Here is a 26,067-nt window from a genome sequence, read left to right as displayed (position 1 = left end):
TTTATAACGACGTAATGTGATATGGTAAATTATATTTTAACGTTATAATTCAATTTATGAAAAACGGCTATAGCTTTGCAGCCCTTTTACAAAACTGCGCTTTTTCAACAAACCTTTCTATATGAGTAACATACGCCTACACCACTTGGTGTTGCTGTTGCTGCTGCTGTTATCAGCGCAGCTAGGGGTGGCCCAGAATACCACGGCCGCCATGAGCGGCGCCATTACCGACAAAGACGGCGCGGAGCTTCCGGGCGCTACCGTCATCACGGTACACGGTCCGACCAACACGCAATACATTGCGCCCACCAACTCGGAGGGCCGTTTCAACATCCAGAACATGCGCGTAGGCGGCCCCTACACCGTGCGGGTAACCTACATTGGCTACCAGGATGTGGTTCGGGAGGGAGTTTTCCTGAGCCTGGGCCAGAACCTGCGCCTCGACATCAACATGAGCCAGGCCACCGAAACCCTGAACGAGGTAGTGGTAAGCGGCCGTCGTGATGGCGTTATAAACGCCAGCCGGACCGGCGCGGAAACCCGCATTTCGCGCGAGCAGCTCCAGTTGCTGCCTACCCTGAACCGCTCATTGGGCGATTTCACCCGCCTGACGCCCCAGGCCAACGGCGGCACCAGCAGCTCGATTGGGGGCGCCAACAACCGCTACAACAACATCACCATCGACGGCGCGGTAAACAACGACGTGTTTGGCCTGGCCCCCAGCGCCACGCCCGGCGGGCAGGCGGGCACCCAGCCCATTGCCCTCGACGCCATCCAGGAAATCCAGGTAGTGGTGGCGCCCTACGACGTAACGCTGGGCAACTTCACCGGCGGCGGCATCAACGCCATCACCCGCTCGGGCTCCAACGACCTGTCGGCCTCCATCTACGGATTCGGCCGGAATGAGAATACCATTGGCAAGAGCGTAACCGAACCGCGCGTGAAGGCCGATGAGTTCTACAACTACCAGACGGGGGCCCGCGTGGGCGGCGCCATTGTCCGCGACAAGGTTTTCTTCTTCGTGAATGGCGAAATCACCCGGGCCAGCACGCCGCTGGGCTTCCTGCCCGGCAGCTCCGCCTCCAGCGTTAATCCGGCCACCCTGGCCGGTATTGCCGACTACGCCCGCCAGCGCTATGGCTACGAGGTAGGCAGCGCCGACAAGGTTACCAACCGCACGGAAAGCAACAAGGTGTTTGGCCGGCTGGACTTCAACTTGTCGGACAACCACCAGCTCACCCTGCGCCACAACTACGTGGAGGCCTTCTCCGACAACCTCACCCGGAGCTCCATCAACTTCCGTTTCAGCAACAACGGCTACCGTTTCAGCAACACCACCAACAGTTCGGTGGCCGAACTCAACAGCCGCCTGGGCCGTTTCTCCAACAAGCTGCTGCTGAGCTACAGCCGCATCCGCGACAATCGCGAAACCCGCGGCACGTCGCTGCCGGCTTTCAGCATCTCCGACAACGGCAATACCTACTTGTTCGGCACGGAGCGCAACTCGGCCCTCAACAGCCTGAACCAGGACATCATCGAAGTTACCGACAACCTGACGGCTGCTTTCGGCCAGCACACCATCACGCTGGGCACGCACAACGAGGGTTTCAAGTTCCGGAACCTGTTCATTTCGGATGGCAACGGGGCGTACACGTTCTCCTCGCTACAGAACTTCTACAACGACAAGGCCACGCGCGTGCAGGCGGCCTACGCAACTTCCGGCGACGGGGCCGCGGCCTTCAAGGCCATGCAGCTGGGCTTTTACGTGCAGGACCAGTATTCGCCCATCGAAAACCTGCGCCTGACGGCCGGTCTGCGCCTGGACATTCCTGTGTTTGTGGATAAGCCGGCGTACAACCCGCTGGTGGCCAACCAGCCCGCCTTCGCCAAGTACGGCGACGTGAACACCCGCAATGTGCCCAACGGCCAGCTGCTGTGGGCCCCGCGTCTGGGGTTCAACTACGACGTGAACAACGACCAGCAGCTACAGGTGCGGGGTGGCACGGGTATCTTCACCGGCCGCGTGCCCTACGTCTGGATTGCCAACAGCTACACCAACAGCGGCATGATTCAGGGCAACTTGGACATCAACAACGCCTCGTACAACGCGGCCAACCCTGCTACGCCGCGCTACCTGTCCACCATCGAGACGGACATCAGCAAAATCCCGACAACTTACAGCGCGGGTGCTTCCAAAACGGCGCAGATCAACACCCTGGCCAACGACTTCAAGCTGCCCCAGGTGTGGCGCTCCAACCTGGCCGTAGATTTCCGCCTGCCCGGCGACGTGCTGGCTACGCTGGAAGGCGTGTACTCGAAAACGGTGAACGACATTTACTACCAGGATGCCAACCTGGCAGCCCCCGTTGGTAAGCTGGCCGGCCCCGACCAGCGCCCGGTGTACGCCAGCAGCACGGCGGCCCGCCGCGTCGATGCCAACTTCACGAACGTGTACGTGCTGAAAAACACCAGCCGCGGCTTCCGCTACAACCTGACGGGCCAGCTGCAGAAGAACTTCTCGGAGGGCCTGAGCACGATGGTGGCCTACACCTACGGCAAGTCGAAAGACGTGAACAGCGGCTTTAACACCACCGCAACCTCGAATTTCGCCTTCAACCAAATTATCACCGACCCCAACAACCCGGAGCTGAGCTACTCGCTCAACGACCGCCGGCACCGTTTGCTGGCCACCGCGGGCTACACCTTCCGCTACGCCGGCGACAAACTGGCTACCACCATCTCGGCCGTGTACGAAGGCCTCTCGGGCCAGCCGCTCACCTACGTGTATGGCAACAGCACCGACCTGAACAGCGACGGCAACAGCGGCAACGACCTGCTTTACATCCCGCGTGATGTCCGGGACCAGGCCGAAATCAAGCTGGTAAGCACCGACAGCCGCACGCTGGCCCAGGTGCAGGACCAACTCGACGCCTTTATCAATAACGACCCCTACCTGCGCAGCCACCGCGGCCAGTACGCCGAGCGTTTCGGCGCCCGGATGCCCTGGACTCACCAGATAGATGTACGCGTGGCCCAGGACTTCAACTTCCAGGCCGGCGGCAAGAAAAACACCGTGCAGCTGACGTTCGACATCATCAACGTGGGCAACCTGCTCAACAACGACTGGGGCCGCCAGTATTCGGTGCAGAACAACGCAACCGAACTGCTCCGGGTAGAGTCCACCGGCAACAACGTGCAGCCGACCTTCTCGCTGCCCCGTACCATTGCCGCCCGGGCCAACGCCTGGGATGCCGTGTCGCTGGCCTCGCGCTGGCAGGGACAGTTGGGCGTGCGCTACATCTTCAACTAAGCGTCGTTCAGCAACAGTACTCCGCAAAAAAGCGGGCGGCAATTTTGCCGCCCGCTTTTTTTATACCTGAAGGCAGAGGGCCGTTTTCGACTCTGCATCTGCTCCTGTAAGCCTCTGAATCAGGTGCCGCAGTTGCCGCTGCGAGGCGCTACGGCGGCCAGGGTTAGGATAAAATAAGTATGAGCGGAAGACTGCGGTTTTTGGTAAACGCGCCTCCGTGTAGTTCCGCAATGGCTGGCAGCATCGGCGGTATGCCGGATAATGGAGCACATTGTCCGGAGAGATATGCTGATGTGTGTTGCGCCTGGAAAGCTACCTAAACGGGCTGTTAACTGGCTTACTTATCGAAACCGAAAGCAGGTATAATACAGTCAGTAGCCAACCAATAGCCATAAAAAAGCCGCCGAACCCAATGGGTCCGGCGGCTTTTTTGTAGCTATTGGTTGGCTAGTTGGTGCCGCCCGACGAGGTCGGCGTGTTCAGTGGCTTCTGCTCCTTCTGCTGCAACGCCGACTGCTGCTGCATGGGGTTGGGCTGGGCCCGCTGCTGGTACTCGAACAGCTCGAAGCGCGACGGCGCGGCCTGCTGGGGCCAGGCGTTGTTGCTCAGGTCAGTGTCGGCCGTCTGCTGGTAGGGGTCGATAACGAAGCTCGCCACCGGCTTTTCGGTCACGAACACCTTGCTGACCTCGGCGTTGTTCTTGCGCCAGATTTCGGCCGGAATATGCTGGATTTCCTGCTGGCCGTCGGCGTAGGTTAGCTGCATGATAACGGGCATCGTGAGGCCGCCCAGGTTCTTGAGGCTCACCTCGTACACGTTCAGGCCACTGCCCAGGCGCTGCTGCTGCTCGGGCGTGAGGGTTTTAAGCAGCTGCTGGTAGCGCTGCTGGTCGGCGGGGGTGGTGGCCAGCGGGTCGTACTGATTGTAGAAGTCCTTCAGCTCGGGCTTCTCATCGACCAGCGTGCGCGGGATGGCCGTTTGGTTGCGCTGCTGCGAAATGGTGCGCGGGGCTTTTTCCTGCAGCTCGCGCTGGCGAGCCTTTTCTACGGTCGGGTTCTGCGAGTTGATGTTGTACTGCTTCACGCCGGCAATGGCCAGGTCGGTGCGGTCGGTGGTATAGAACCAGCCGCGCCAGAACCAGTCCAGGTCCACGGCCGAGGCATCTTCCATCGTGCGGAAGAAGTCGGCGGGCGTGGGGTGCTTGTAGGCCCAGCGGCGGGCATACTCCTTGAAGGCGTAGTCGAACAGCTCGCGGCCCATAATGGTCTCGCGCAGGATGTTGAGGCCGATGGCGGGCTTGCCGTAGGCGTTGTTGCCAAACTGCAGCACCGACTCCGAGTTGGTCATAATCGGGGTCTGCAGGCTCTTGTCAGTGCGCATGTAGGGCACAATCTGGGCCGGGTCGCCGCGGCGCGAGGGGTAATCCCGCTCCCACTCCTGCTCGGCCAGGTACTGCACAAACGAGTTCAGGCCCTCATCCATCCAGGTCCACTGCCGCTCATCCGAGTTCACAATCATCGGGAAGAAGTTGTGGCCCACCTCGTGGATAATCACCGAAATCATCCCGTATTTGCGGTCGGCCGAGTAGGTGCCGTCCTTCTCGGGGCGGCCACCGTTGAAGCTCAGCATCGGGTACTCCATGCCGCCTACCGGGCCGTGCACCGAAATGGCCACCGGGTACTCGTAGGGAATGGTGTACTTGGAGTATACCTTGATGGTGTGGGCAATTACCTCGGTCGAGTACTTGCCCCAGAGCGGGTTACCCTCCTTGGGGTAGTAGCTCATGCACAGCACGTTTTTGCCGCCCTGCTTGATGCCCATGGCATCCCAGATAAACTTGCGCGAGGAGGCCCAGGCGAAGTCGCGCACGTCCTTGGCGGCGTAGGTCCAGGTTTTGGTGCCTTTGGCGCGGCTCTGCTCGGCCCGCTCAGCTTCCTGCGGCGACACAATCAGCACCGGGCTTTTGGCTCCCTGGGCCTGCGCCAGGCGCTGACGCTGGGCGCTGCTGAGTACGTCGTTGGGGTTCTGGAGCACCCCGGTAGCGCCCACCACGTGGTCGGCGGGGGCCGTGATGCTTACCCGGTAGTCGCCGAAGGGCAGGGCAAACTCGCCGTTGCCCAGAAACTGCTTGTGCTGCCAGCCCTGGTTGTCGGAGTACACCGCCATGCGGGGGTAGAACTGGGCAATTTCGTAGAGGTAGTTCTTGTCGTCGGGGAAGAACTCGTAGCCGCTGCGCTGGTTGATTTTGAGCTGGTCGTTGATGTTGTAGCGCCAGCTGATGCTGAACGTAACCGCTTGCTTGGGCCGCAGGGGCGTAGGCAAGTCAATCCGCATCATGGTGTGGTTGATGACGTAGGGCAGGGCCTTGCCGCCCTTCAGCTTCACCTCGCCAATCTTGAAGCCGCCATCAAACCCGTCGCGCTGCATGTAGTCCATCGCCTGGAAGGGCATCCGGGGCTGGATTTCGCCCACCTGGGTAGCAGTGGTGATGGAGTTCTTGTCGAGAATGTTCTGGTCGAGCTGCACCCACAGGTAAGTCAGCACATCGGGCGAGAGGTTGGTGTAGGTGATGTCCTCGTCGCCGCTGATGGATTGCTTCTCGTCGTCGAGCCGCACGCGGATGTTGTAGTCGGCGCGCTGTTGCCAGTAGTCGTTGCCGGGCGCCCCGGAGGCCGTGCGGTAGGAGTTGGGCGTGGGCAGCAGCGTTTCGAGCTGGGCGAATTTATCGGTACCGGAGTTGGTGTTCTGCGCGGCCGAGGGCAGGGCCAGCAGTGCCGCCAGCCCGGTGGCCAGCAGAGTGATTTTCAGCATAAAAGGCAGGTGGGGGTTTAAGCTAGAAAGTTAGGGACTTTTTGCGTCGGAAAGTGGCAACATGTTCCCAATAGTTGCAGCAAAGACTAAAAATAGAACGTCATACTGAGCTTGTCGAAGTATCTCTACCGCTTCTATGCAGGCGTTGAGCGTACTGCTGTGGCAGAGATTCTTCGCCTCCGCCTTCGCCTCCGGGCCCTGGCGCCATGCACTCAGAATGAGGCTCCTGTACTCACGCCTTACCCCAGCAGCAGCACCAGCGCAATGCCCAGCGCCGCGCCGCTGCTCACCAGCAGCCAGTCGCGGCGGGCCACGCCCAGCCCCCTGATGAGGCCGTAGCCCAGGGCCAGAATCAGCCCCACAATCAGCAGCTGGCCCAGCTCGACGCCCACATTGAAGCTCAGCAACTCCAGCACCGGCCGGCTTTGGCGGCCCAGCAGCTCGCGCAAATAGCTCGAAAAGCCCAGCCCATGAATCAGCCCGAAGCCCACGGCCAGCAGGTTGGGCAGCGCCAGTACCAGCGGCCCGCCGGCCGGGGTAGCGGTTGGTTCGGCCGGCCGCAGCGTGGCCCGACCAGCGCGGACCAGGTTGAGCAACGCAGTAAGGATAATAGTCACCGGAATCAGTGTTTCAATCAGCTGGGGCGAATAGCCCACGATATCGAGCGTAGCCAGGGCCAGCGTAAGCGAGTGGCCCACCGTGAAGCTGGTTACTAACAGCACCACCCGCCGCCAGTCGCGCAGCACGTAGGGCGCGCACAGGGCCAGCAGGAACACCAGGTGGTCGTAGGCCTGCAGGTTGAAGATGTGAAAGAAGCCGAGCTGGAGGTAGGTGGTGAAAACGGACATGCGGATGCGAATGGCAAAGAGCCGGCAAATATCCGAAACCCGGCCCGACCGGGCACGGCTCAAAAAAAGGGCCTGCCGACAAACGTCGGCAGGCCCTTTAAATCAGGCAGGAAAGCAGTTCAGGCTATTGCTTCACAATGCGACGAACATCGAGGCCGCCTTCGGTGCGGGCTTTCAGCACGTACACGCCGCTGGGCAGCTGGCTCAGATCGAGCGGCTGCTCCAGGCGGCCGGCCGGCACCAGGAGGGTGCGTACCGATTGGCCGACGGCATTGTACACGGTCAGCTCCACGGCCTTGGTGTAACCGCCCAGCTTCACCAGCAGCTTGCCATCGATGGTGGGGTTGGGGTAGAGCTGCAGCGAAGAACCGGCCAGTGCCTTGGTGCCCGAGGTAACTACGAGCGGCGCCGAGGGCAGCGAGGTGCAGCCGGCCGCGCTGGTCGCGGTTACGGTGTAGGAGCCCAGCTGAGCGGCCGAGTTCACCACGTAGGTCGGGTTGGTGGCGCCGGCAATGGCCGTGCCGTTCAGCAGCCACTGGTTGCCGGTAGCCGCGCTGCTGGTGAGCGTGGTAACCGGGCCATTATACTGCACCGTTACCGTTGGCTGAGCCGGACGGGCGTTGATGGTTACGCTGAACGTGGCCGTAGCCGCCGCGCAGGCGCCGCTGGCAGCCACCGTGTTGGTTACCACGTAGGTGCCGGCCGTGCTGGTAGTCAGGTTGATAACGCCGGTGGCGCTGATAACCAGGCCCGTCGTGCTGCTGAACGTACCGGCCGTGGCCCCCGTAGCCAGCACCGGGCTGGGATTGGTGGCGCCTGCGCAGTAGCTGGCACTGGCGTAGCTGAAGCCGGCCGTGGCCGGAGCCGTAATCGTTACGCTGAACGTAGCCGTCGCTAGGGCGCAGGCGCCGCTGGCAGCCACGGTGTTGGTTACCACATACGTGCCGGGCGTGCTGGTGCCGGGCGTAATGGCGCCGGTTGCGGCGTCAAGGCTCAGGCCTGCGGTGCTCGAGTACGTGCCGGCCGTAGCGCCCGAGGCCAGCGTCGGGGTAGCCGTGCCGGTATTCGAGGTGCAGAAGCTGGCGGCCGCGTAGCTGAAGCCGGCCATGGCTGGCGCGGTAATCGTTACGCTGAAGGTGGCCGACGAAGGGCAGGTGCCCGCTACGTTGTAAGTAACTACATACGTGCCGGCCGTGCTGGCCGTCAGGTTGATGGCGCCGCTGGCGGCATCGAGGCTGAGGCCGCTGGTGCTGCTGAACGTGCCGCCCGCCGTGCCCGTGATGGTGGGCGTAGGGTTGGTGCCGCTCTGGCAGAAGGTGGCGCTGGCGTAGGTGAACGTGGCCGTAGTGGCCGGGTTCACGGTTACCGTTACCGGCGCCGAGTACACCGTGCGGCCATCGGCCGTCGTGAGCACGGCCCGGAAGATAGTCGTAGCTGCCAGGTCGGTGAAGGTGTAAGTGGCGCCCGTGTTGGTGCCGGCTACGGCCGCAAAACCGCTGCCCGAGTCCGCCTCGTAGCCCGTCACGGTGCCGGTATTGCCGGTCAGCGTGATGGTGCCCGTGTTGGTGCCGGCGCATACGGCCGCTACCGACGAGGTCAGCGTGCCGCCTTCGGTGTTAGCCAGCGCGAAGAAGTCGTTGCCGGGCGTCAGGTCCTGGGTTGAAACGATGCCGGTAGTAGGCACCGTCGCCGCCGCGCCGCCGAGGCTGGCGTAGCTGCCGCCGGCCGTAGCCGCCTGGGCTACTGTGGCGGTAGCCGGGGCACCAGGCACATCATCGGCGCCGTAGCTCAGCTGCACGCGGGCCGTAGCCGGCAGGGCCGCCGAGTTTTCGAGGCGTACGTAGCGCGTGGGATTCAGGCCCGAAAGCCCGCCCGACACGGTACCACCCGTAGCAGCCTTTACAACTGTTGCCGTAAAAATCTGGTCGGTAGCGGCCGTGATGCCGGTTACTACCACCGGCCGCCAGCCGGCGGCGTCGCCCACGGCAAAGGTGCGGTTTACAGCCGTGGCACTGTTTACCGTAATGCCCAGCGGGCCATTCACGTAGCTCGTGGCCGAGCCGGTTGGAATGGTGGTACCCCTTTTACCAATAATAAGGGCATTGCCCGCTGAAGTAGTCAGGACCCCTGCTTGCAGGGTAAACGAATCGGCAGTGCCGGTAACCGTTAAGTTGCCGCCAGTTAGCGTAATCCCCTTCGGATTTTTTATGTCGAGGTAGTATACGCTACGAGCAGCCGGAATCTCGACCCCGGTAGTGCGGGAAGTTGTTTCCGGGTTGTAGAGCAAGTATAAGCCGCTGGTTGCCAGGTCGAAGGTGGGAGCTACATCGAAGCGACCAGCCGAGGTGGTGGGGTTGGTGTAGCCAAAACGGAGTATGGCCAGCGTTGTGGCGGTGCTTTGAATCGTGAGGTTGTTGGCTTTGCTGACATTGCCCGTAAACATGCTCACGGTGCGCGCCGTCACGGGTACGTCGATGGACACGCCTCCGCCGTCGTTATCAAAAGCAATTTGCTGAATGGGGCTGGTGAAAGTGCCCGAGCCGCTCAGCGTCTGCGGAACGCTGCCTGCGAAGTACAGCGTGCTGCCGGCCGTAGTAGTGGTGGCCGCCGTATTTGCCGTGAACGTGCCGTTGTTAACGATAGAGGCCCCTATCTGCAGCAAAGTGGCTGCGCCTACGTTGAACGTTGCCCCGGGGGTAATCGTGAGCGCGCCGAAGTTGAACGTATCGCCCCCCAGCGTTACCGACTTGGCGGTACCGGCATTGTCGACAACGATGCTGGGCGTGTAGCCGCTGATACGGAAGTTGAAGTTAGTAGCCGTGGCCGCCGTGCCTATGTTTAGCGTGCCACCGGTGAAGTTATAGGTGCCTATCACCGCGTAGTCGAGCGGCGTGGCCGCCGTGCTGCGCTGCACCAGGTTAATGGTGCCGCCCGAAATGTTGGTAACGCCATTGATGCCAAACGAGGGGGTACCCGACGTGTTACCTACGTTCGACACATTGACGGTGCCACCGCTGAGGGTGAAAACCGTGGCAACCGAGACTGAGGACGAGGTAAACGAACCCAGCCGCCCGGCCGAAGTTAGTGTACCGCCTTCTACCGTTAGGGCCGATCCGGCGCCCAGCACCAGCGAGTTGCCCGCCGCGGTGCCCACGTTGTAGGTGCCCGCCGAGAGGCGGAGCAGGCCTCTGGCAGTAGCGGAGCCCGTTTGAGCCACCACCGTGAAGTTGGGGTTGTTCAGCCAGAAGCCGCCGGTAGCGGGAATAACGTAAGCTGCCGCGTTGCCGAATACTTTGCTGCTGATAGGGGCCGTGCCCGAAATCTTTAGCGTGCCGGTCATGTCGTCGGCCGGCGTGGCGCCCGTGGTGCGGGTCAGCAGGAAGCCGTCTTCGCTACCCGCGTTGCCCTTCACCGACAGCGTGGGCAGGTTCATTTCTACTACATCGGCCTGCGCTGCTTTGGCCAGCGTCAGGCTCTGCAGGTCGGTGGTGCCGCTGCCGCCGAAGCTGGCGTTGCCCGCGCCGGTGAAGCGCAGGTCGGAGCCGATGGCCGGCGTGGCACTCAGGTCGAGGGTGCCGTTGTTGGTTACGCTGCCCGCCACCGCCAGGCTGTAGCCCGTGGTAGCGGAGTTGAGCAGGGAGCCACCGGCCGCCACCGTGAGCGAGGCCGCGCTGGCCGCCACGTCGAGCGTTACGGTGGCACCAGCCACAATGGTCACCTCGTCGGCGGCCGTTGGCACGGCGCCACCCACCCAGGAGGCCGGGTCGCTCCAGTTACCGCCCGTGGCAGTGGAAGCAATAGCCGCTAATGTGCCGCGCTTTGCGGCGCGGGGCACTGCCACTACTGCGGCTGGCCGTGCCGGGGCCGGCTTAGGCAGCGTTATGCGGGTCGCCGTGTCGGCGGGTTTCAGCAAGGGGCGCTGCTGAGCGGCGGCCGGCAGCGTCGGCAGCAGGCCCAGCGTCAGCAGCAGGGCCGGACGCCAGCCCGCCAGCAGTTGCCCGGGCGCGGTTGCCGGCGAAGAAAGTAAGGTTTTTGTCATGCAGACAAGTGGGAAAAAAGGAAAACAGCCGGCGACCAACCGGCCGCCGGTAAACTAATGGCCACCCACGCGGCGCCGGCCGGCCGCTAGCGGGCCTTTATTAGCGGAGTGCTGATGGGTTGAGCTGATTGGGAAAGGTTGAGCAGCCAAGCACGGCTGAATTGTACTAAGTCAATCGGCAGTCAATAAGGTAGATCGTAGCGTAGTGCCGCCCAATATCCGGATTATTATGTATTAGACAACCATTGTTTTCGGATTGAATAGATATTTTTTTGGGCCTTACAGAAATTCCTTTCACCAAGGCCGCTGCCATACTGCTGAAACTGCCTGTAGGGGCGCTTAGGTCCTCTTTGTCTATCGGTTTGCCAACGGCAGACTATGCCAATCATAGGGCAATGCCGGCCCCGGCTGGTTCTTTAACGCCCCCGTTTACAGCAGGCGAAAACAGGGGCGGGGTAGCTACGCGCCAGGGCTGGGTAAGCGCGAATGGCAGGTGCCGGAAAATACTGCCCGCAATAGGACATTTAGAGGGCAGGGCATCCGCGGATTAATGATATATTGCGCCGATTTCTGTCTGCCCTTCTCTATCCATGCTATTTCGGTTACTTAGCTTAGGGCTCTTGCTGCGCCTGAGCTGCCTGCCCGCCGCGGCCCAGCAACCCGTAGTGCCGGCAGCCACCCCATTCACCCGCACCGACACGCTCGATGCCGTTACGGCCCTGTTTATCACCAAGCGTAATGCCGCCTACTGGCCGTTGGCCCTGGCGCTGCCCGGCCTGCGCCTGATGGCCAGCAGCCAACGCGAGTACGATATATACAATGGCCAGTGGGTAGATACGCCGGCCTCGGGCGGGGCCGTAGCGGCCGGCCTGGGGCTGATGGGCGCGGGCCTGGGGTTCATGCTGGCCCGCAACTCCACCTACAGCATGGCCAAGCTCAACGAGTTCCAGCGGACTTACGCGGCGGGTGCGCCCCTGCCTCCGGCCTACGCGGCGCTGCTTCGGCCCAGGCACTTCGCCAAGGCCGACTATTGGCGCGAAAAGGCTGCCCGCAAACAGGCCCGCAAAAGCAGGTAGCCGCGCCAACGAGGCCGCAGACCTGCGCTGGACCGCAAGCAGACCAATAACAGCTTTTCATCGCTCACTTCCCCTACGTGCATAAAATTCTACTCTCCGCGCTGCTGATGCTAAGCAGCGCCGCCGTACACGCCCAGACCCCGGCCGCCGACAGTGCCCAGGCCGTGCAAAACCTGTTCAAGCAGCGCCGCACGGGTGGGGCCGTGTTTACGGCCATCGGTGTCGGAGCCACGGGCGCTATCATCCGGGGCGCGAGCAGCGGCGACTCGGGGGGCAATGCCGGCGGCGCCATTGTCAGCGCGCTGGCACTGGGCGGTGTGCCGCTCGGAGTCGGCATCGGGAAGACGGTCCGATTCAGCAAAACCCGCGAAGCTGAAATAGTGGCTGGCTACAGCGCCGGCAAGCCCATTCCCCGCGATATTCGCCGCCGCCTGAAGAGCAGGCACTTTACGCCGCAGCAAGGCTCCTGAGCAGTTGGAGCGGCGTCTGGTATAACTAATGGCCTGCTTTTGAGTTGCTAACCTACCGGGCTCTGCTATCCGGCAGTATCTAAGGCAACGCTCATGGACAGCTTGGTTATTCTGGCGCAACTCATCATTGCTGCCTCCATCGTTATCGTGTGGGTTTTCCGCTTCGATAACATCGTGCGGGAGTTCAAACAATACGGCCTGCCCGATTTGGTGCGCAACGTGGTGGGGGCCACCAAAATAGCCCTGGCCACGCTGCTGGTCGCGGGCATCTGGTACCCGCAGCTGGTGCTGGTGCCGGCCCTGCTGATGGCCGCACTGATGGTGGGCGCCCAGCTGGCCCACATCAAAGTGCGCAACCCATTCATCAAGTACGTGCCGTCGTTTGTGCTGCTGCTGCTGTCACTTTTCGTAGCCGCGGCGCACGCCGGTCTGGTTGGCGCATGAGTGCACTTACGCTGTTGCTCATCTGGCTTTCCGGCTTTTCCTTCCTGGGTTACGGCATAGGCTACTTCGTTTCGCCCAAGCTGCAGGAAGAATTCCAGCGTTTCGGCCTGGCCAGGTTCGGCCCGCTAACGGGCGCGCTGGAAATCCTGGGCGCCGTCGGGCTCCTGGTGGGCCTCGCCGCTCCACTGATTCTGCTGGTTGCCTCCGCGGGCCTGACCCTGCTGATGCTGCTCGGGTTTGGCGTCCGGCTGAAAATAAAGGACGGGTTCCGGGCCTCGCTGCCGTCGTTCCTGTTTATGCTGGTGAACGCCTGGATTTTTTACGCGGCATTGCGGGCTTTCTAACAAAGGTGTCATCTGTAGCCTCCTGGCGGGTATCCTGATTTCTATTCTAATCCCGGTTGAAGCTCCTCTGAACCAGCCCAGCCAACGACAACCCCGCCAACGTCGCCCTTGCCGCCGAGGCCGACTACCTGCCCACCAGCGACCGGCACTTCGAGGTCCTCCAGCAACTGGCGTTTCTGCGGGTGTCGGCGGTTAGCCTGTAGGGTCTTGGGGTAGTTTTAGGCAGTCTTATTTCAGAATGAGAAAGCCCCGCCGGCACAACGCCGACGGGGCTTCCCATTTGCAACCAACCCTAACCTACTCCACGGCCGGCAGCTCTACATTCACGAAGCGGATGCCGCCGTCTTCGAGCACGGCTTCCACCACGGCGTCCTTGGACACGTGGCCGCTCAGGATTTCCTTGCTTAGCTCGCCCAAGCACCTGCCGTTGCAGTACGCGCCCAGAGTGGGCGGGCGCCGAACTGCGGGTCGAAACCGGCCTCGCCCAGGTAGTCGAGCACTTCGTCGGTGGCGGCGCGGCGGAAGCTGGCGAAACTGGATGCTATGTCCCGCAACGGGGCACCAATTTTCAAGAAGTCCTTGTTATCTTGTTACCGTATCAGCCCCCGTACCGCTATGACTCCTGCTACTAATCAGCCGACCAAACTAAACAGGGTGCAGATCAGTCTGCTTCGCTTATTTGAGCGGGGCATGAGCGAGGAGGATACGCTTGAGCTACAGCGCGTAATCGTGGCGCACCTGTCGCAGAAGATGCTGGCCGAAGTGGAGCGTATTGATGCCGAGCGAGACTACACGGCCGAAGACTACGAACGGATGCTTAACGCACCTTCCTGATGCGTCGGGTAGTCGTTGACACCAACTGCCTGCTCGCGTCGCTCAATCGCAACAGTCCTTTTCATCGCCTCTACGAGTTGTTCGCCAGCGAGGTATTTGAGTGGGTGCTCAGCAATGAAATACTCACCGAATACGAGGAAATTCTGGCGGCTCACTACTCCACCATTGTTGCCCAACGAGTAACCGAAATTCTGCTGAACGCTCCCAACACGTCTTTTCAGGAAGCCTGTTTCAAGTGGCAACTCATCGAAGCTGACCCGGACGACAATAAATTCGTGGACGTTGCCCTGGCAGCCGGAGCTGACTACTTGGTCACCAACGACCGGCACTTCGAAATTCTCAAGCAACTGGAGTTCCCACGAATGGCAGTCGTCAGCTTGCAGGATTTTCTGAGTTTCTTTCAATAGTCAGATTTCAGAGCAAAAAAGCCCCGCCGGCACAACGCCAGCGGGGCTTCCCATTTGCAACCAACCCTAACCTACTCCACGGCCGGCAGTTCCACGTTCACGAAGCGGATGCCGCCATCCTCGAGTACGGCTTCCACCACGGCGTCCTTGGACACCTGACCGCTCAGGATTTCCTTGCTCAGCTCGTTGAGCACCTGCCGTTGCAACACGCGCTTGAGCGGCCGGGCCCCGAACTGGGGGTCGAAACCGGCCTCGCCCAGGTAGTCGAGCACCTCGTCGGTGGCTTCGAGGCGGATGCCGGCTTCGTCGAGGCGCTGCTGAATCTGCTTGAACTGGATGTTCACGATCTGGCGGATTTCGCGGCGGCTCAGGGGCTGGAACATCACGATTTCGTCGATGCGGTTAAGGAACTCGGGGCGCATATGCTCGCGCAGGCGCTCCACCACCGCGTCGCGGGTGCGGTCGATGATGGCTTCTACTTCCTCTGGGTCTTGCTCGTCCAGGTTCTTGAAGTTGCGCTGGATGATGTCGGCCCCGGTGTTGGAGGTCATGATGATGATGGTGTTCTTAAAGTTAGCCACCCGGCCCTTGTTGTCGGTGAGGCGGCCGTCATCGAGAACTTGCAGCAGGATGTTGAACACGTCGGGGTGGGCCTTCTCGATTTCGTCGAGCAGAATCACCGAATAGGGCTTGCGGCGCACGGCTTCCGTGAGCTGGCCGCCCTCGTCGTAGCCCACGTAGCCGGGAGGTGCCCCGATGAGGCGCGAGACGGCGTGGCGCTCCTGGTACTCGCTCATGTCGATGCGCACCAGGGCGTTGTCGTCGTTGAACAAGTACTCGGCCAGGGCCTTGGCCAGCTCGGTTTTACCCACGCCGGTGGTGCCCAGGAAGATGAAGGATCCTATTGGCCGCTTGGGGTCCTGAAGGCCGGCGCGGGAGCGGCGCACGGCATCGGAAATGGCGGCAATGGCTTCCTTCTGGCCCGCCACCCGGCGGCCCAGCTCGGCCTCCAGGTTCAGCAGCTTCTCGCGGTCCGATTGCAGCATTTTGCTTACCGGAATGCCGGTCCACTTGGCCACTACCTCGGCAATGTCCTCGCTGGTTACCACCTCTTGCAGCATGGCCCCGCCGTCCTTGTTGGCGGCGGCTTCGTCCTGGAGAGTTTTCAGGCGGGCTTCGGCTTCCTGAATTTTGCCGTAGCGCAGCTCGGCCACCCGGCCGTAGTCGCCCTGGCGCTCGGCCTGGTCGGCTTCCAGCTTGAAGCGCTCAATGTTTTCCTTCTCGGTCTGGATATTGGTCAGCACTGACTTCTCCGACTCCCAGCGGGCCCGCAGCGAGTCGCGCTGCTCGCTCAGGTCGGCCAGCTCGCGGTTGAGCACGGCCTCGCGGTCGTGGTTTTCCTCGCGCCGGATGGCCTCGCGCTCAATTTCGAGCTGCATAATGCGGCGCTGCACCTCGTCCAGCTCCACGGGCATGGAGTTCAGCTCGATGCGCAGCTTGGCTGCCGCCTCGTCCATCAGGTCGATGGCCTTGTCGGGCAGGAAACGGTCGGTGATGTAGCGGTTGCTCAACTCCACGGCGGCAATTACGGCGTCGTCGGTGATGCGCACGCCGTGGTGCAGCTCGTACTTTTCCTTGATGCCGCGCATGATGCTGATGGCGTCGGGCACGCTGGGCTCGTCCACCATCACGGCCTGGAAGCGGCGCTCCAGGGCCTTGTCTTTCTCGATGTACTTCTGGTACTCCTTGAGCGTGGTGGCCCCGATGGCGTGCAGCTCGCCCCGCGCCAGGGCGGGCTTAAGCAGGTTGGCCGCGTCCATGGCCGACTCGCCGCCCGCGCCGGCCCCAATCAGGGTATGAATCTCGTCGATGAACAGGATAATCTGCCCGTCGGCGTCGGTTACCTCCTTGATAACGGCCTTGAGGCGCTCCTCGAACTCGCCCTTGTACTTGGCGCCGGCAATGAGCAGGCCCAAGTCAAGCGACATCACGATTTTGTCGGCCAGGTTTTCGGGCACGTCGCCGGCCACGATGCGCTGGGCCAGGCCCTCCACAATGGCCGTTTTGCCCACGCCGGGCTCGCCCAGCAGCACGGGGTTGTTCTTGGTGCGCCGGCTCAGAATCTGGAGCACCCGCCGGATTTCCTCGTCGCGGCCAATTACGGGGTCCATGTTGCCGGTGCGCACTCGCTCGTTGAGGTTGATGGCGTAGCGGTTAAGGCTTTGGTACTGGTCTTCGGCCGACTGGCTGGTAACCTTGCGGCCCCCGCGCAGCTCCTGAATGGCGGCTTTCAAATCCTTCTCGTTGAAGCCGGCGTCCTTCATCAGCGTCGCCACGCTGTCCTTGCCGCCGAGCAGCCCCAGCAGCAAGTGCTCCACCGACACGTACTCGTCGCCGAACTCCTTGAGGTAGCCGGTCGCGCGCTGCAAGGCCGCGTTGGCGTCGTTCGACAGGTAGGGCGAGCCGCCGCTCACGCGCGGGTAGGCGGCCACGATGTCATCGAGCCGGGGCCCGAGAATGTTCAGGTTCACGCCCAGCTTCTTGGCCAGAAACGACAGCACGTTCTCGTCGCTCTGGAACAGGCCCTTGAGCAGGTGCCCGGTTTCGATGGCCTGCTGCTGGTTGCCGCCGGCCAACTCGGTGGCCTTCTGCACGGTCTCCTGGGCCTTAATGGTATAGTTATTAAAGTTCATGGCTTGCTGTTGTCGTGTTAGGTGAGAACTTCAGGGTGTGAGAAGTTCTACGCAACAGATAGCAAACGGGGTGCGAAGGTGGTTTTCCGGACTTTTTGGCGGTAAAATTGAATTTTCGGGGGATTCGGTAAGACAAAATTTCAGTTCCCACCATCCGCACCCAACTCATCGGGCTTAGGTGATTCCAGTGCTTGCGGCACGATGTACAGCTCCCGAAACAGCTGCTCTACTTTCCCCTTGAGGTTCGGCTCCGGGTTAACCCGGCACTCCAGAAAATATGCGCTGATGGCGGGCAGCGGGTGGTGCAGGAACCGCGTTGGCCCAACAAACGCGGTAACCATTTTTAGGTACACCCGAAACCGCTTGGTAGCCACCCAACTTTCTCCCGGCAGCGCTTCCCCCACGAATCCGGCCGAGGCGAGTGGGTCGCGGCGGCAGATATCCAGGAAAATCTGGGTGCAAGTCGTCAGGATGCGGAAGGCGTCGCCGTCATTCACCAGCAACTTAAACCGATTAGGTGAGGCTTTAAGCGCCAGTGGGTAATACTTGAGCACGTACACATGGTGCTGGTACTGCTCGGCCTCTACCACGTAGCGCCGGTTCTTGCGGGTGCGAAAGGTGTAGTAGTGCGTACAAACCAAAGGGCCGTCCTTGTGAGACGGCCCTTTGCGATAGTGAAACGGGTAGCCCTCGCCTAACTCGCGTTCAGATAGCATACTTGTAAGCATTGCGCCGCAAGCGAATCAGGTCTTCCTCCGACAGTGTTTCAAACTTGAACTGCTTGGCATACTCGCGGGCCTGCGCCAACCGCTCTTCTTTGGTCAGTTTAGGAGCAGTGGCCGCTGTCGGTTTGTCTTTATCAGTAGTGCCCATGATTCCGGTTTGTGTGATAATGGTAGGATTGCTCTTACTACCGTGAAGGGACTATAAAAGGTTCAGCAGGTGCCTGTAAGGCAATGGTGTGTTATATTGATGATACTTTAGAAAGGTAAATCATTTTGAATATTGTCAATATCTATGCTTGATTTATAATCATTTTTTAATCCGGATGAATAATTTTTTGAATTCTTGAGATTTTCTAAATTGACTCTTTTGTGTTTTCTTCTTGAAGCACTTTTTGGCGCAAGCCGTGGGAATGGATGATTCCTATATAAATTGAGTTCAGGTAGGTAAGTTTCCCTATAATCTACAGATTCCATATGAATGGCATCTTCATAGCTCCATGCCTTCTCTTGAATATTAGAATAATTTGGTTGATATATTTCTTGGGCTTCTGAATTAGCTGTAATGTAATCTATAAAATGTTTTATTACATCGCAACATTCTTGAGGGTAGTTAACAAACTGGCTCTCTGAAAATCTTATGATAAACCAGTTTCTCTCCAAAAAATACTTATCTCTATCATCATCGTAACCTATACAATGGATAGGATATCCCATATTCAATTCATAAGGCTCATCTATTTCAATAACTATGCTATAATTATAGTGAGAATCATGTATGACAAAATCTGGTAGAGGTGCATATAAATGCACTTCGTTTTCTTCTGACTGAGCAGAATAATTTACTAGTGTCAAGTCATTGAATCTTTCGATTAAAATGCCGTATACATTATTTTCATAATAGCCTTTTTTAATACTTTCATATGAGGGATGTATCAAAGGCGGTCTTGACTCATTGAAAAACTTTTTGTATAGCTGCTCTCTGTGAATCTTGACAGATTCCAATGACTTTGATTTTTGCACAATGTCAGGATACTTTGCAACCAACTCGTTATGGATAACCATCGTAAAATGTTTATAAGTTGATAACTCTCTTTTGTGTTTTTCAATTGACAAGGCTAAATTTATTTTATATTCCCTCTTTAAGGAAATATACTTTATACCGTCTTCCCATGACGATGGAATCATTAGAAAAGCAAAAATAAGGAGTATAGGTAGTGTATATACGAATTCAAAATAAATAAACGACATGTATATTGCTGCAATAAATAAGATGGAAAAAATAATTAAAATATTAAAAGATAAAGAATCAGGTTTGTCCACATATTCCTGAGCTGGCGGTGATGCCAGTATAGGTGCAGGTGGGTCTGGGGGCATAGTGTCGGATATGGCAGTATAACGCCCAGGTAATTTGACTATAGGGTAGTGGCCATTCATGGTTTTATAAAAAAAAGACAAATAATTGAAAAATTTCAGTTCTGATATAAACATCGAACAAATACTATGACGCTATAACTGATTTTGTTCGATTTTGCCAAATTATAAAATATAGAGCTTCGATAGTATCGTAGGAAAATTCATGATATAACATCATAAGTAGCTGCTAAGCCTGAAAAAGTAATTGGGGCTTGGTTAGAAACTTCAAGCCGCCTCAGCTCCTTCAAATGGCGGGGGTTGCGGGGGGGCTGGGGGAGTACAGATACCAAAGTAGCGCAGAATCATAAGTTTCGCTAGGGCCGCGGGTACGGCGGGCAGCGGTGGTAGCGAAAGTGGCGCAGAAGCAACTGATTCGGGCAAGCGGCGGGGGTAGCGGGCGGGGCGGCGGTACCTGGACTTGCGGTCGGCGGGTTTGTGCATGGTGGCGTGGGAGACGGAACGGTAAGGCATCCAAGAAACCCCATGCGTAGTACCTGAAGCAGCAGCGAGTCTGTATGAGCAGGAGATATAGAAGCAAGTTGCCTATTCTATTCGTTATTTCCGCAAGGCCTTCTGCCGGAAATAGGTGTTAACCCAGGCAGGCAGTAAGTCCGTGGTAAACGTGACCTTCCGCCCTTCTTCTATTTCGGCAATGAGTCTAGGAGCGGCGGCGGAGTTGTCGAACAGAAATGCGCGGTCTACGAGGCGCACGGCATCGAAAAGGGAATCGAGGGAACGGCCGTAGCGGGAGATGATTTTGTCGCGGGCTACGTCGTGGCCGTTTTTCAGCACCCGAGCCCGTACCCGACCCACGTTAATTTCAGGGTCTTCTGTTGCTACGAAATACAAGTAGGTCCGGAAACCGGCGGCGCGGGCCTCCCGCAGGAACTCCAGCTTGGACGGGTGTGACATAACCGTTTCAAACGTGAAGGTTTGCTGGGCCCGGAGCAGGGAGTAACGCAAAAATTCCGCTACACGGGCCGATAGATAAGAATCAATTTTGGTGCGGCTGAACAACAGCACGTTTTGTTCGATGTGCAGGTGGCGGGATGCGTGCTGGCCGGGCTTGGGTGTTGCCTGCTGGTCCTCGACATTCCAGAAAGCTTCTAGGTCGGCCTGCGTAAGGTATAGGTTCCAGTCGTGTAGGTTGAGTACCCGCAGATTGCGGTGGCGGAACTGCGCTTTGAGCCGTGGCTCAATGTCATCGGCGTTAATGATAACGCCCAGGTTGACTTCCTACGCCAGCGAAGGCACTAAAAAAGACTTGCCGGACCCATTAGGCCCGGCAAGCATTCGTAGGCGCGGAAGCTGGTCAGTCAAGGTACAACTCCGTTTCGGTGATGCGCACGGGGTGGCTAGCTATCTGCCGACGGACGACCCGGCGCGTGTTGTCCGGATGAATCTGCACGATTTGGCCCTGCTCCAGCACCGTAATAGATACTCCGCGTCCAAGGTTCTCAGTTACCACTCGCCCTGAAGCATTTTTGAGCACCCGCTTCAATCCTGCGGCGGAGAGTTGCTGTTGTTTCTTCTGGGTTGCCATAGAGTTAGTGGTTAGGTAGCGAGTAGGTAACGAAGATACTAGTTGAGCGGTTCAGTTCAAGTAGTTCAGCTTGTTAGGCCGCATTACTATAGGTGGTTTCCGGGCGGCGGCTATTCTACCAGCTCACCCCGCTCGTGCAGCCAGTCGAATATCAACTGGTCGACGGCCGACACTTGGGGGCGGTGGCGGTAGCTGAGCCAGACTACCTCCTCGATTTCGGCGGCGGGCTGCAAGGTGCCGGTGTAGGTGGCGGCGTAGAGCGTCATCTGCACCAGCACCTCGGGGGCGTGGCCGTGGGCGGGGGCCGTGAACACGCCGCGCGGCTGCAGGCTGGCCGGGTCCAGCGCTACGGTCAGCTCCTCGCGGATTTCGCGCAGCAGCGTCTGGGCGTCGGTTTCGCCGGGCTCGCGCTTGCCGCCGGGCAGGTAGTAACGGTCTTTGCCCCGGCTGCGGGTGCTCAGTATGCGGCCCTCGTGCAGGTGCAGCCAGGCTATTTTATCGATGAGGGGCATGGCGGTGGGTTACTGGCAGCGCACCACGAAGTAGGCCACCACGGCCACCAGCGCCACCGAGCCGAAGCGCAGCGCCAGAAACACCCAGGCCGGCAGTTCGGGTTTTTTGGGAGGGTAGGGCATAGTAGGTTTTGTGGTTTAGCTTGGTGACTGCCAGAGTAGTGACGGCGTGCCTAACTTATCGTGAGTAGTATTTTTCGGTAACGACTTTGCCCTGTGGGTCACTGAGAGGACCAGTGGCAAGTGTTGTTGCCGGGCCGCGTAAGGTCAGTGCATTGGCAGTAAGCTCTGTAATTTCGAGAATAGTGCCATCGGAGTATCTCAACCTATTCTGTTGTCGGGTATACGTGTATCGAGGGACGACTGAAACGGTGTTATTGGCGTGCTCCTCAATCTGGGTGCTGGTGATAATAAGAAAGGGCGTATCGGTCGGTTTAGGAATAGCTATCTGGCGCAGCAAATTGCCCTGCGCATCATAATAGAACTCGGTGTGGCTCGCCTGATTCCAACGCCCTTCCAATAAAACGGGCGTCGGAGTGGTTTTATCAGAACTACAGGAAGCCAGGGTTATCAGCGAAAACAGCGTGAGAATGGAGCGCGAACGAAGCATCGACAGGAAATAAAATATGGCTCAAGATACGATAGGAGCATAGCAGATCTGTCTCTGTTTTGCTCATGGCGTCCTTTTTAGATTTATATCTCAGCCGCCGGCATGGTTTTCAGCAGCCATTGGTAGAGCCGTTCCACGTCGGCCTGGCGGAATAGCTCGGTGCCGGGGTTCATGGTGGCGGCCGTGCCGCAGGCCACGCCCAGACGGGCCGTTTCGCGCAGGCTGCGGCCCTCGCTCAGCCCGTGCAGCAGGCCGGCCACCATACTGTCGCCGGCGCCTACGGTGCTGCGCTTTTTTACCGAGGGCGCGGGCACGTAATCGGCACCTTCAGCCGATACTACGCAGGCACCCTGCGGGCCCATCGACACCACCACGATTTCGCACTTGCCGGCCTGCACCAGCTGCTGGGCAGCCCCGGCTACGGCCTGGCTGTCGAGCTCCTCCACGCCCTGCATTTTGCTCAGCTCGCCCACGTTGGGCTTGGCCAGGTACACGCCTGTTTCCAGCAGGGCCTCCAGGGCCGGGCCCGAGGTGTCGGCCACTACTTTTACGCCCATTTCGTGGGCGGCGCGGGCAATGCGGGTCAGCAGCTCGGGCTCGACGCCGGGCGGCAGGCTGCCGCTGATAACCAGAAACTCGGGCAGCTCCGTGAACTCGCGGAGCACCTGCAACACCTGCTGCTGCTCCTCGGCCCGCAACGTGGGTCCGGGCATGCCGAAACGGTACTGCTGGCCGGTAGACGCATCCGTTACAATGAAATTCTCCCGGGTCCAGCCTTCGATGGCAATTGGCCGCTGCTCAATGTGCTCCTCGCTCAGCAGCTGGCACAGCAACTGGCCGCTGGGGCCGCCTACCGGAAACACGGCCACCGAGTTGGAACCCAGCCGCCGTAGCGCCCGTGATACGTTGAGGCCGCCACCGCCCGGCTCAAACTTGGGGGCGCCGCACCGGATTTTGTGGTCGGCCACAATCCGGTCGGCCGTGGTGCTCTTGTCGATAGTGGGGTTGAGCGTGAGCGTGACGATGCGGGCCATAAGCGAAGAGAAGTAATAGAAACAGGAGCACGACGTAGGGGCGGGGCTTGTGCCCGCCCGCCGCTCCAACGGTAATCGTTTAACGGTGGGGGGGACCAGCCCCGCCCCTACGTCGTGCATTTTGAGCAGCGTTGATACCAACGGCTAAACATAGCACGAGTTTTCGCGTCTAGCATAGTATCGTCGCGCCGAAGGCACTGCCCCGCCGCTTCGGCACCTGCTGCTTTTCAGTTTCCCTATGATGCGCCCACTACTCCTGCTGGCCGGCTTGCTGCTCACGTTTGCGCCATCGGCCCGCGCCCAGCAAACCCTTACCGGCTCCATCCGCTTCGGCGGCGCGGTGCGCGACTACCGCCTCTACGTGCCCAAAGCCTACGATGGCACCCGGCCCGTGCCGCTGCTGCTCAACCTGCACGGCTTCGGCTCCAACGCCGCCGAGCAGGAGCAGTACGGCGACTTCCGCGCCATTGCCGACACGGCCAACTTTCTCATCGTGCACCCCAACGGCACGGTGGGCCCCACCGGCCAGCGCTTCTGGAACACCTTTCTGCCCTACGCCGCCGGCGGCCCCGACGACGTAGGTTTCCTGAGCGCGCTTATCGACTCTATCAGCGCCAAATACCGCGTCAATCCGCAGCGCCTGTACAGCACCGGCATGAGCAACGGCGGCTTCATGAGCTACGAGCTGGCCTGCCGGCTCAACAGCCGCATGGCCGCCATTGCTTCGGTAACCGGCAGCATGATCACCAGCCACCTGGCCGACTGCGCGCCCACCCGGCCGGTGCCGGTGCTGGAAATCCACGGCACCGCCGACGGCACCGTGCCTTACGAGGGCAACGGCACCTTCGTGCCCATTCCGGAGCTGGTGGCGGCCTGGGCCCGGCGCAACGGCTGCAACCCCACGACCATCATCACGCCAGTGCCCAACACCAACACCACCGACGGCAGCACGGCCGAGCGGCAGGTGTTTGGCGGCGGGCGCAACGGCAGCGTGGTCGAGCACTACCGCATCATCGGCGGGGGCCACACCTGGCCGGGCGCGCCCGTCAACATCGGCGTTACCAACCGCGACATCAACGCCAGCCAGGTCGTGTGGCAGTTTCTGCGCCGCTACCAGCTCAGCGGGCTGATTACGGCCACGTCGGCGGCGGCCCTGCGCAATTCGGCCGAACTGCTGCTGGCCCCCAACCCCGCCCGCAGTCAGGTCAGCATCCGCTCGACGCTGGGGCCGCTGGAGCCCGGCCGGGTGCGCGTTTCCGACGCGGCGGGCCGCGTGGTGCCCGCCAGCTTCCGGCGCGGGCCCGATGGCAGCCTGCTGCTCTCCATGGCCGGCTGGGCCGCCGGCAGCTACTGGCTGCGGGCCGAAGTAAAAGGCCAAACGCTGTACCGGCAGTTGGTGAAAGCGGCGGAGTAAGGATAATAACCGGCGTAGAGACGCATCTTTGCGTCTCCTCGTTGAACGGTGCTACGAGATGGTCAACTTCAGCAACGAGGAGACGCCAAGATGCATCTCTACACCGGTTATTACCAATCCAGACCTGCTTCTAACTCCTAGCGCCCAACTTCTAGCTTCTTGATAAGTATGCCCGAGCTTGCTTTGCGCACCGTGGAGGTGACGCGCTACATTATTCCGCTGCGCGAAGGCGGCTCGCTGCCCGCGCTGGTGGAGGCCGACGACGGCTTTCTATACGTGCTCAAGTTCCGCGGGGCGGGGCAGGGGCTGAAGGCACTGATTGCCGAGCTGGTGGTGGGCGAGCTGGCCCGGCAGCTGGGTTTGCGCATGCCCGAGCTGGTGTTTATCAACTTGGATGAAGCCTTTGGCCGCACCGAGCCCGACGAGGAAATCCAGGACCTGCTGCGCTTTAGCACGGGCCTGAATCTGGGACTGCACTTTCTGGCCGGGGCCGGCACCTTCGACCCGCTGTTGCTCGATGTGGAGCCCCGGCTGGCCTCGCTTATCGTGTGGCTCGACTGCCTGACGCTGAACGTCGACCGCACCGCCCGCAACACCAACCTGCTCATGTGGCACCGCGAGCTGTGGCTCATCGACCATGGCGCGGCCCTGTACGTGCACCACGCCGGGGCCGGCTGGGCGGCACCCAGGCCGCGCCCGTTTCCGCAGGTGAAAGACCACGTGCTGCTGCCCCAGGCCACGGCGCTGCCCTGGGCCGATGCCGAGGGCCACGCCCGCCTCACGCCCGCCGTCATCGAGGCCGTAGTGGCCCTGGTGCCCGACGACTGGCTCCAGGAGCCCGACGTATCGCCCGCCGGGCAGCGGGCCCAGTACGTGCAGTTCCTCACGGCCCGCCTGGCCGATTCCGCCACCTTCGTTGCCGAAGCTGAAGCCGCCCGCCATGCACTTGTTTGAGTATGCCGTGCTGCGGGTGGTGCCCCGCGTGGAGCGCGAAGAATTTCTGAACGTGGGGGTAATCCTGTACTGTGCCTCCCAGGGTTTCCTGCAAACCCGCTGCCAGCTGCCCGAAGCGCGCCTGCAGGCCTTTGCCGGCCCCACGCATCAGCTGGATTTCGACGACCTGCGGGCCCGGTTGCAGGCCTTCGAGCGGATTTGCGCGGGCCGGCGCACGGGTGGCCCCATCGGCCAGCTGGCGGTGGCCTCCCGCTTCCGCTGGCTTACGGCCACGCGCAGCACCATCGTCCAAACCTCGCCCGTACACCCCGGCCTCTGCCTCGACCCGGCCGCCACGCTTGAACAGCTTTACCGCCAGCTAGTGCTTTGATTTTGAATTTCATACAGAAATTATTATATTGAAGCAATCAAGTCATCTAAAATGCCTCGACCAATGAAAGTAAAAACCTATTGGCCCGCCGAGCGTGGTTCCGGACGGCTGCCCTGGTGGGCGTATGCGCTCTTCATTCCCGGCGTATTCTGCCTCGCCTGGATTCTCTATCTGGTGGGCGTGATTCCGGGTAAGTAACCCCAGCCCTCCCCTAGC

The 26,067-nt window shown here is 60.1% G+C and carries 24 protein-coding genes; 11 read left to right on the top strand and 13 right to left on the bottom strand.

What is annotated here, in order from left to right:
• Positions 1-121 precede the first annotated feature (121 nt).
• Positions 122-3,310 (top strand): TonB-dependent receptor, encoded by a 3,189-nt coding sequence (locus BMY67_RS14145; protein WP_092772670.1) that lies wholly within the window; start codon positions 122-124, stop codon positions 3,308-3,310.
• 447 nt (positions 3,311-3,757) lie between these two features.
• Here the strand turns inward: BMY67_RS14145 and BMY67_RS14140 are convergent, their stop codons facing one another.
• The 3 genes from BMY67_RS14140 to BMY67_RS14130 all read right to left on the bottom strand — a co-directional run bounded on the left by BMY67_RS14140 (position 3,758) and on the right by BMY67_RS14130 (position 11,008).
• Positions 3,758-6,121, bottom strand: coding sequence for a M1 family metallopeptidase (locus tag BMY67_RS14140; protein ID WP_092772667.1), 2,364 nt, complete (start codon positions 6,119-6,121; stop codon positions 3,758-3,760).
• 239 nt (positions 6,122-6,360) lie between these two features.
• Complete coding sequence (locus tag BMY67_RS14135; protein WP_092772665.1) at positions 6,361-6,969, bottom strand: HupE/UreJ family protein; 609 nt, start codon at positions 6,967-6,969, stop codon at positions 6,361-6,363.
• A gap of 124 nt (positions 6,970-7,093) precedes the next feature.
• Complete coding sequence (locus BMY67_RS14130; protein ID WP_092772663.1) at positions 7,094-11,008, bottom strand: T9SS type A sorting domain-containing protein; 3,915 nt, start codon at positions 11,006-11,008, stop codon at positions 7,094-7,096.
• Between the two features lie 590 nt (positions 11,009-11,598).
• On the opposite strand from BMY67_RS14130, the gene BMY67_RS14125 reads away from it, so the two are divergent.
• The 4 genes from BMY67_RS14125 (at position 11,599) to BMY67_RS14110 (ending at position 13,342) form a co-directional block, all read left to right on the top strand.
• Entirely contained in the window at positions 11,599-12,084 is a 486-nt protein-coding gene (locus tag BMY67_RS14125; RefSeq protein WP_177189837.1) for a hypothetical protein, read from the top strand.
• 77 nt (positions 12,085-12,161) lie between these two features.
• Positions 12,162-12,554, top strand: coding sequence for a hypothetical protein (locus BMY67_RS14120; protein WP_143069836.1), 393 nt, complete (start codon positions 12,162-12,164; stop codon positions 12,552-12,554).
• Positions 12,555-12,647: 93 nt separating this feature from the next.
• The gene (locus tag BMY67_RS14115; RefSeq protein ID WP_092772658.1) at positions 12,648-12,998 is read left to right on the top strand and encodes a DoxX family protein; all 351 of its coding nucleotides are present in this window, start codon (positions 12,648-12,650) and stop codon (positions 12,996-12,998) included.
• Positions 12,995-13,342 carry a DoxX family protein gene (locus tag BMY67_RS14110; protein ID WP_092772656.1) on the top strand — a complete coding sequence of 116 codons (348 nt, stop codon included), beginning with the start codon at positions 12,995-12,997 and terminating at the stop codon, positions 13,340-13,342. Before BMY67_RS14115 ends, BMY67_RS14110 begins: the two co-directional genes overlap by 4 nt.
• A gap of 404 nt (positions 13,343-13,746) precedes the next feature.
• On the opposite strand, the gene BMY67_RS14105 is transcribed toward BMY67_RS14110, so the two are convergent.
• Positions 13,747-13,914, bottom strand: coding sequence for a hypothetical protein (locus BMY67_RS14105; RefSeq protein WP_092772654.1), 168 nt, complete (start codon positions 13,912-13,914; stop codon positions 13,747-13,749).
• A gap of 43 nt (positions 13,915-13,957) precedes the next feature.
• Here BMY67_RS14105 and BMY67_RS14100 point away from each other — a divergent pair, with 43 nt between their 5' ends.
• Together BMY67_RS14100 and BMY67_RS14095 are read left to right on the top strand one after the other, a co-directional pair.
• Positions 13,958-14,176 (top strand): hypothetical protein, encoded by a 219-nt coding sequence (locus BMY67_RS14100; RefSeq protein WP_092772652.1) that lies wholly within the window; start codon positions 13,958-13,960, stop codon positions 14,174-14,176.
• Complete coding sequence (locus BMY67_RS14095; protein WP_092772650.1) at positions 14,176-14,583, top strand: putative toxin-antitoxin system toxin component, PIN family; 408 nt, start codon at positions 14,176-14,178, stop codon at positions 14,581-14,583. The genes BMY67_RS14100 and BMY67_RS14095 overlap by 1 nt, the downstream gene beginning before the upstream one ends.
• A gap of 71 nt (positions 14,584-14,654) precedes the next feature.
• On the opposite strand, the gene clpB is transcribed toward BMY67_RS14095, so the two are convergent.
• The 9 genes from clpB to BMY67_RS14065 form a co-directional block, all read right to left on the bottom strand.
• Positions 14,655-17,276 carry an ATP-dependent chaperone ClpB gene (gene clpB / locus BMY67_RS14090; RefSeq protein WP_092772648.1) on the bottom strand — a complete coding sequence of 874 codons (2,622 nt, stop codon included), beginning with the start codon at positions 17,274-17,276 and terminating at the stop codon, positions 14,655-14,657.
• A gap of 140 nt (positions 17,277-17,416) precedes the next feature.
• Positions 17,417-17,992 (bottom strand): hypothetical protein, encoded by a 576-nt coding sequence (locus tag BMY67_RS14085; protein WP_092772646.1) that lies wholly within the window; start codon positions 17,990-17,992, stop codon positions 17,417-17,419.
• Positions 17,982-18,149: a hypothetical protein gene (locus BMY67_RS19365; protein ID WP_177189836.1), complete on the bottom strand. Its 168-nt coding sequence runs from the start codon at positions 18,147-18,149 to the stop codon at positions 17,982-17,984. Before BMY67_RS19365 ends, BMY67_RS14085 begins: the two co-directional genes overlap by 11 nt.
• Positions 18,150-18,256: 107 nt before the next feature.
• Positions 18,257-19,375: a PDDEXK family nuclease gene (locus tag BMY67_RS19035; RefSeq protein ID WP_143069835.1), complete on the bottom strand. Its 1,119-nt coding sequence runs from the start codon at positions 19,373-19,375 to the stop codon at positions 18,257-18,259.
• A gap of 594 nt (positions 19,376-19,969) precedes the next feature.
• Positions 19,970-20,326 carry an ATPase gene (locus tag BMY67_RS14080; RefSeq protein ID WP_143069834.1) on the bottom strand — a complete coding sequence of 119 codons (357 nt, stop codon included), beginning with the start codon at positions 20,324-20,326 and terminating at the stop codon, positions 19,970-19,972.
• A gap of 400 nt (positions 20,327-20,726) precedes the next feature.
• Positions 20,727-20,957 carry a hypothetical protein gene (locus BMY67_RS14075; RefSeq protein WP_092772642.1) on the bottom strand — a complete coding sequence of 77 codons (231 nt, stop codon included), beginning with the start codon at positions 20,955-20,957 and terminating at the stop codon, positions 20,727-20,729.
• A gap of 110 nt (positions 20,958-21,067) precedes the next feature.
• Positions 21,068-21,469 (bottom strand): NUDIX hydrolase, encoded by a 402-nt coding sequence (locus tag BMY67_RS14070; protein ID WP_092772640.1) that lies wholly within the window; start codon positions 21,467-21,469, stop codon positions 21,068-21,070.
• Positions 21,470-21,647: 178 nt separating this feature from the next.
• Positions 21,648-22,079 carry a hypothetical protein gene (locus BMY67_RS19030; protein ID WP_143069833.1) on the bottom strand — a complete coding sequence of 144 codons (432 nt, stop codon included), beginning with the start codon at positions 22,077-22,079 and terminating at the stop codon, positions 21,648-21,650.
• An 83-nt stretch (positions 22,080-22,162) separates the two neighbouring features.
• Positions 22,163-23,113: a 1-phosphofructokinase family hexose kinase gene (locus BMY67_RS14065; RefSeq protein ID WP_092772638.1), complete on the bottom strand. Its 951-nt coding sequence runs from the start codon at positions 23,111-23,113 to the stop codon at positions 22,163-22,165.
• 241 nt (positions 23,114-23,354) lie between these two features.
• Here BMY67_RS14065 and BMY67_RS14060 point away from each other — a divergent pair, with 241 nt between their 5' ends.
• From BMY67_RS14060 to BMY67_RS19755, 4 genes are all read left to right on the top strand, one after another.
• On the top strand, positions 23,355-24,527 hold the full coding sequence (locus BMY67_RS14060) for an extracellular catalytic domain type 1 short-chain-length polyhydroxyalkanoate depolymerase (protein ID WP_177189835.1): 1,173 nt from the start codon (positions 23,355-23,357) through the stop codon (positions 24,525-24,527).
• 168 nt (positions 24,528-24,695) lie between these two features.
• Positions 24,696-25,481 (top strand): HipA family kinase, encoded by a 786-nt coding sequence (locus tag BMY67_RS14055; RefSeq protein ID WP_092772634.1) that lies wholly within the window; start codon positions 24,696-24,698, stop codon positions 25,479-25,481.
• Entirely contained in the window at positions 25,468-25,851 is a 384-nt protein-coding gene (locus BMY67_RS14050; RefSeq protein ID WP_092772632.1) for a DUF3037 domain-containing protein, read from the top strand. The genes BMY67_RS14055 and BMY67_RS14050 overlap by 14 nt, the downstream gene beginning before the upstream one ends.
• 63 nt (positions 25,852-25,914) lie before the next feature.
• Positions 25,915-26,049 carry a hypothetical protein gene (locus tag BMY67_RS19755; RefSeq protein ID WP_262490356.1) on the top strand — a complete coding sequence of 45 codons (135 nt, stop codon included), beginning with the start codon at positions 25,915-25,917 and terminating at the stop codon, positions 26,047-26,049.
• Positions 26,050-26,067 lie beyond the last annotated feature (18 nt).

Source organism: Hymenobacter actinosclerus (assembly GCF_900111515.1).
Taxonomy (GTDB): domain Bacteria; phylum Bacteroidota; class Bacteroidia; order Cytophagales; family Hymenobacteraceae; genus Hymenobacter; species Hymenobacter actinosclerus.
This window is presented reverse-complemented; position numbering and strand designations above follow the sequence as displayed.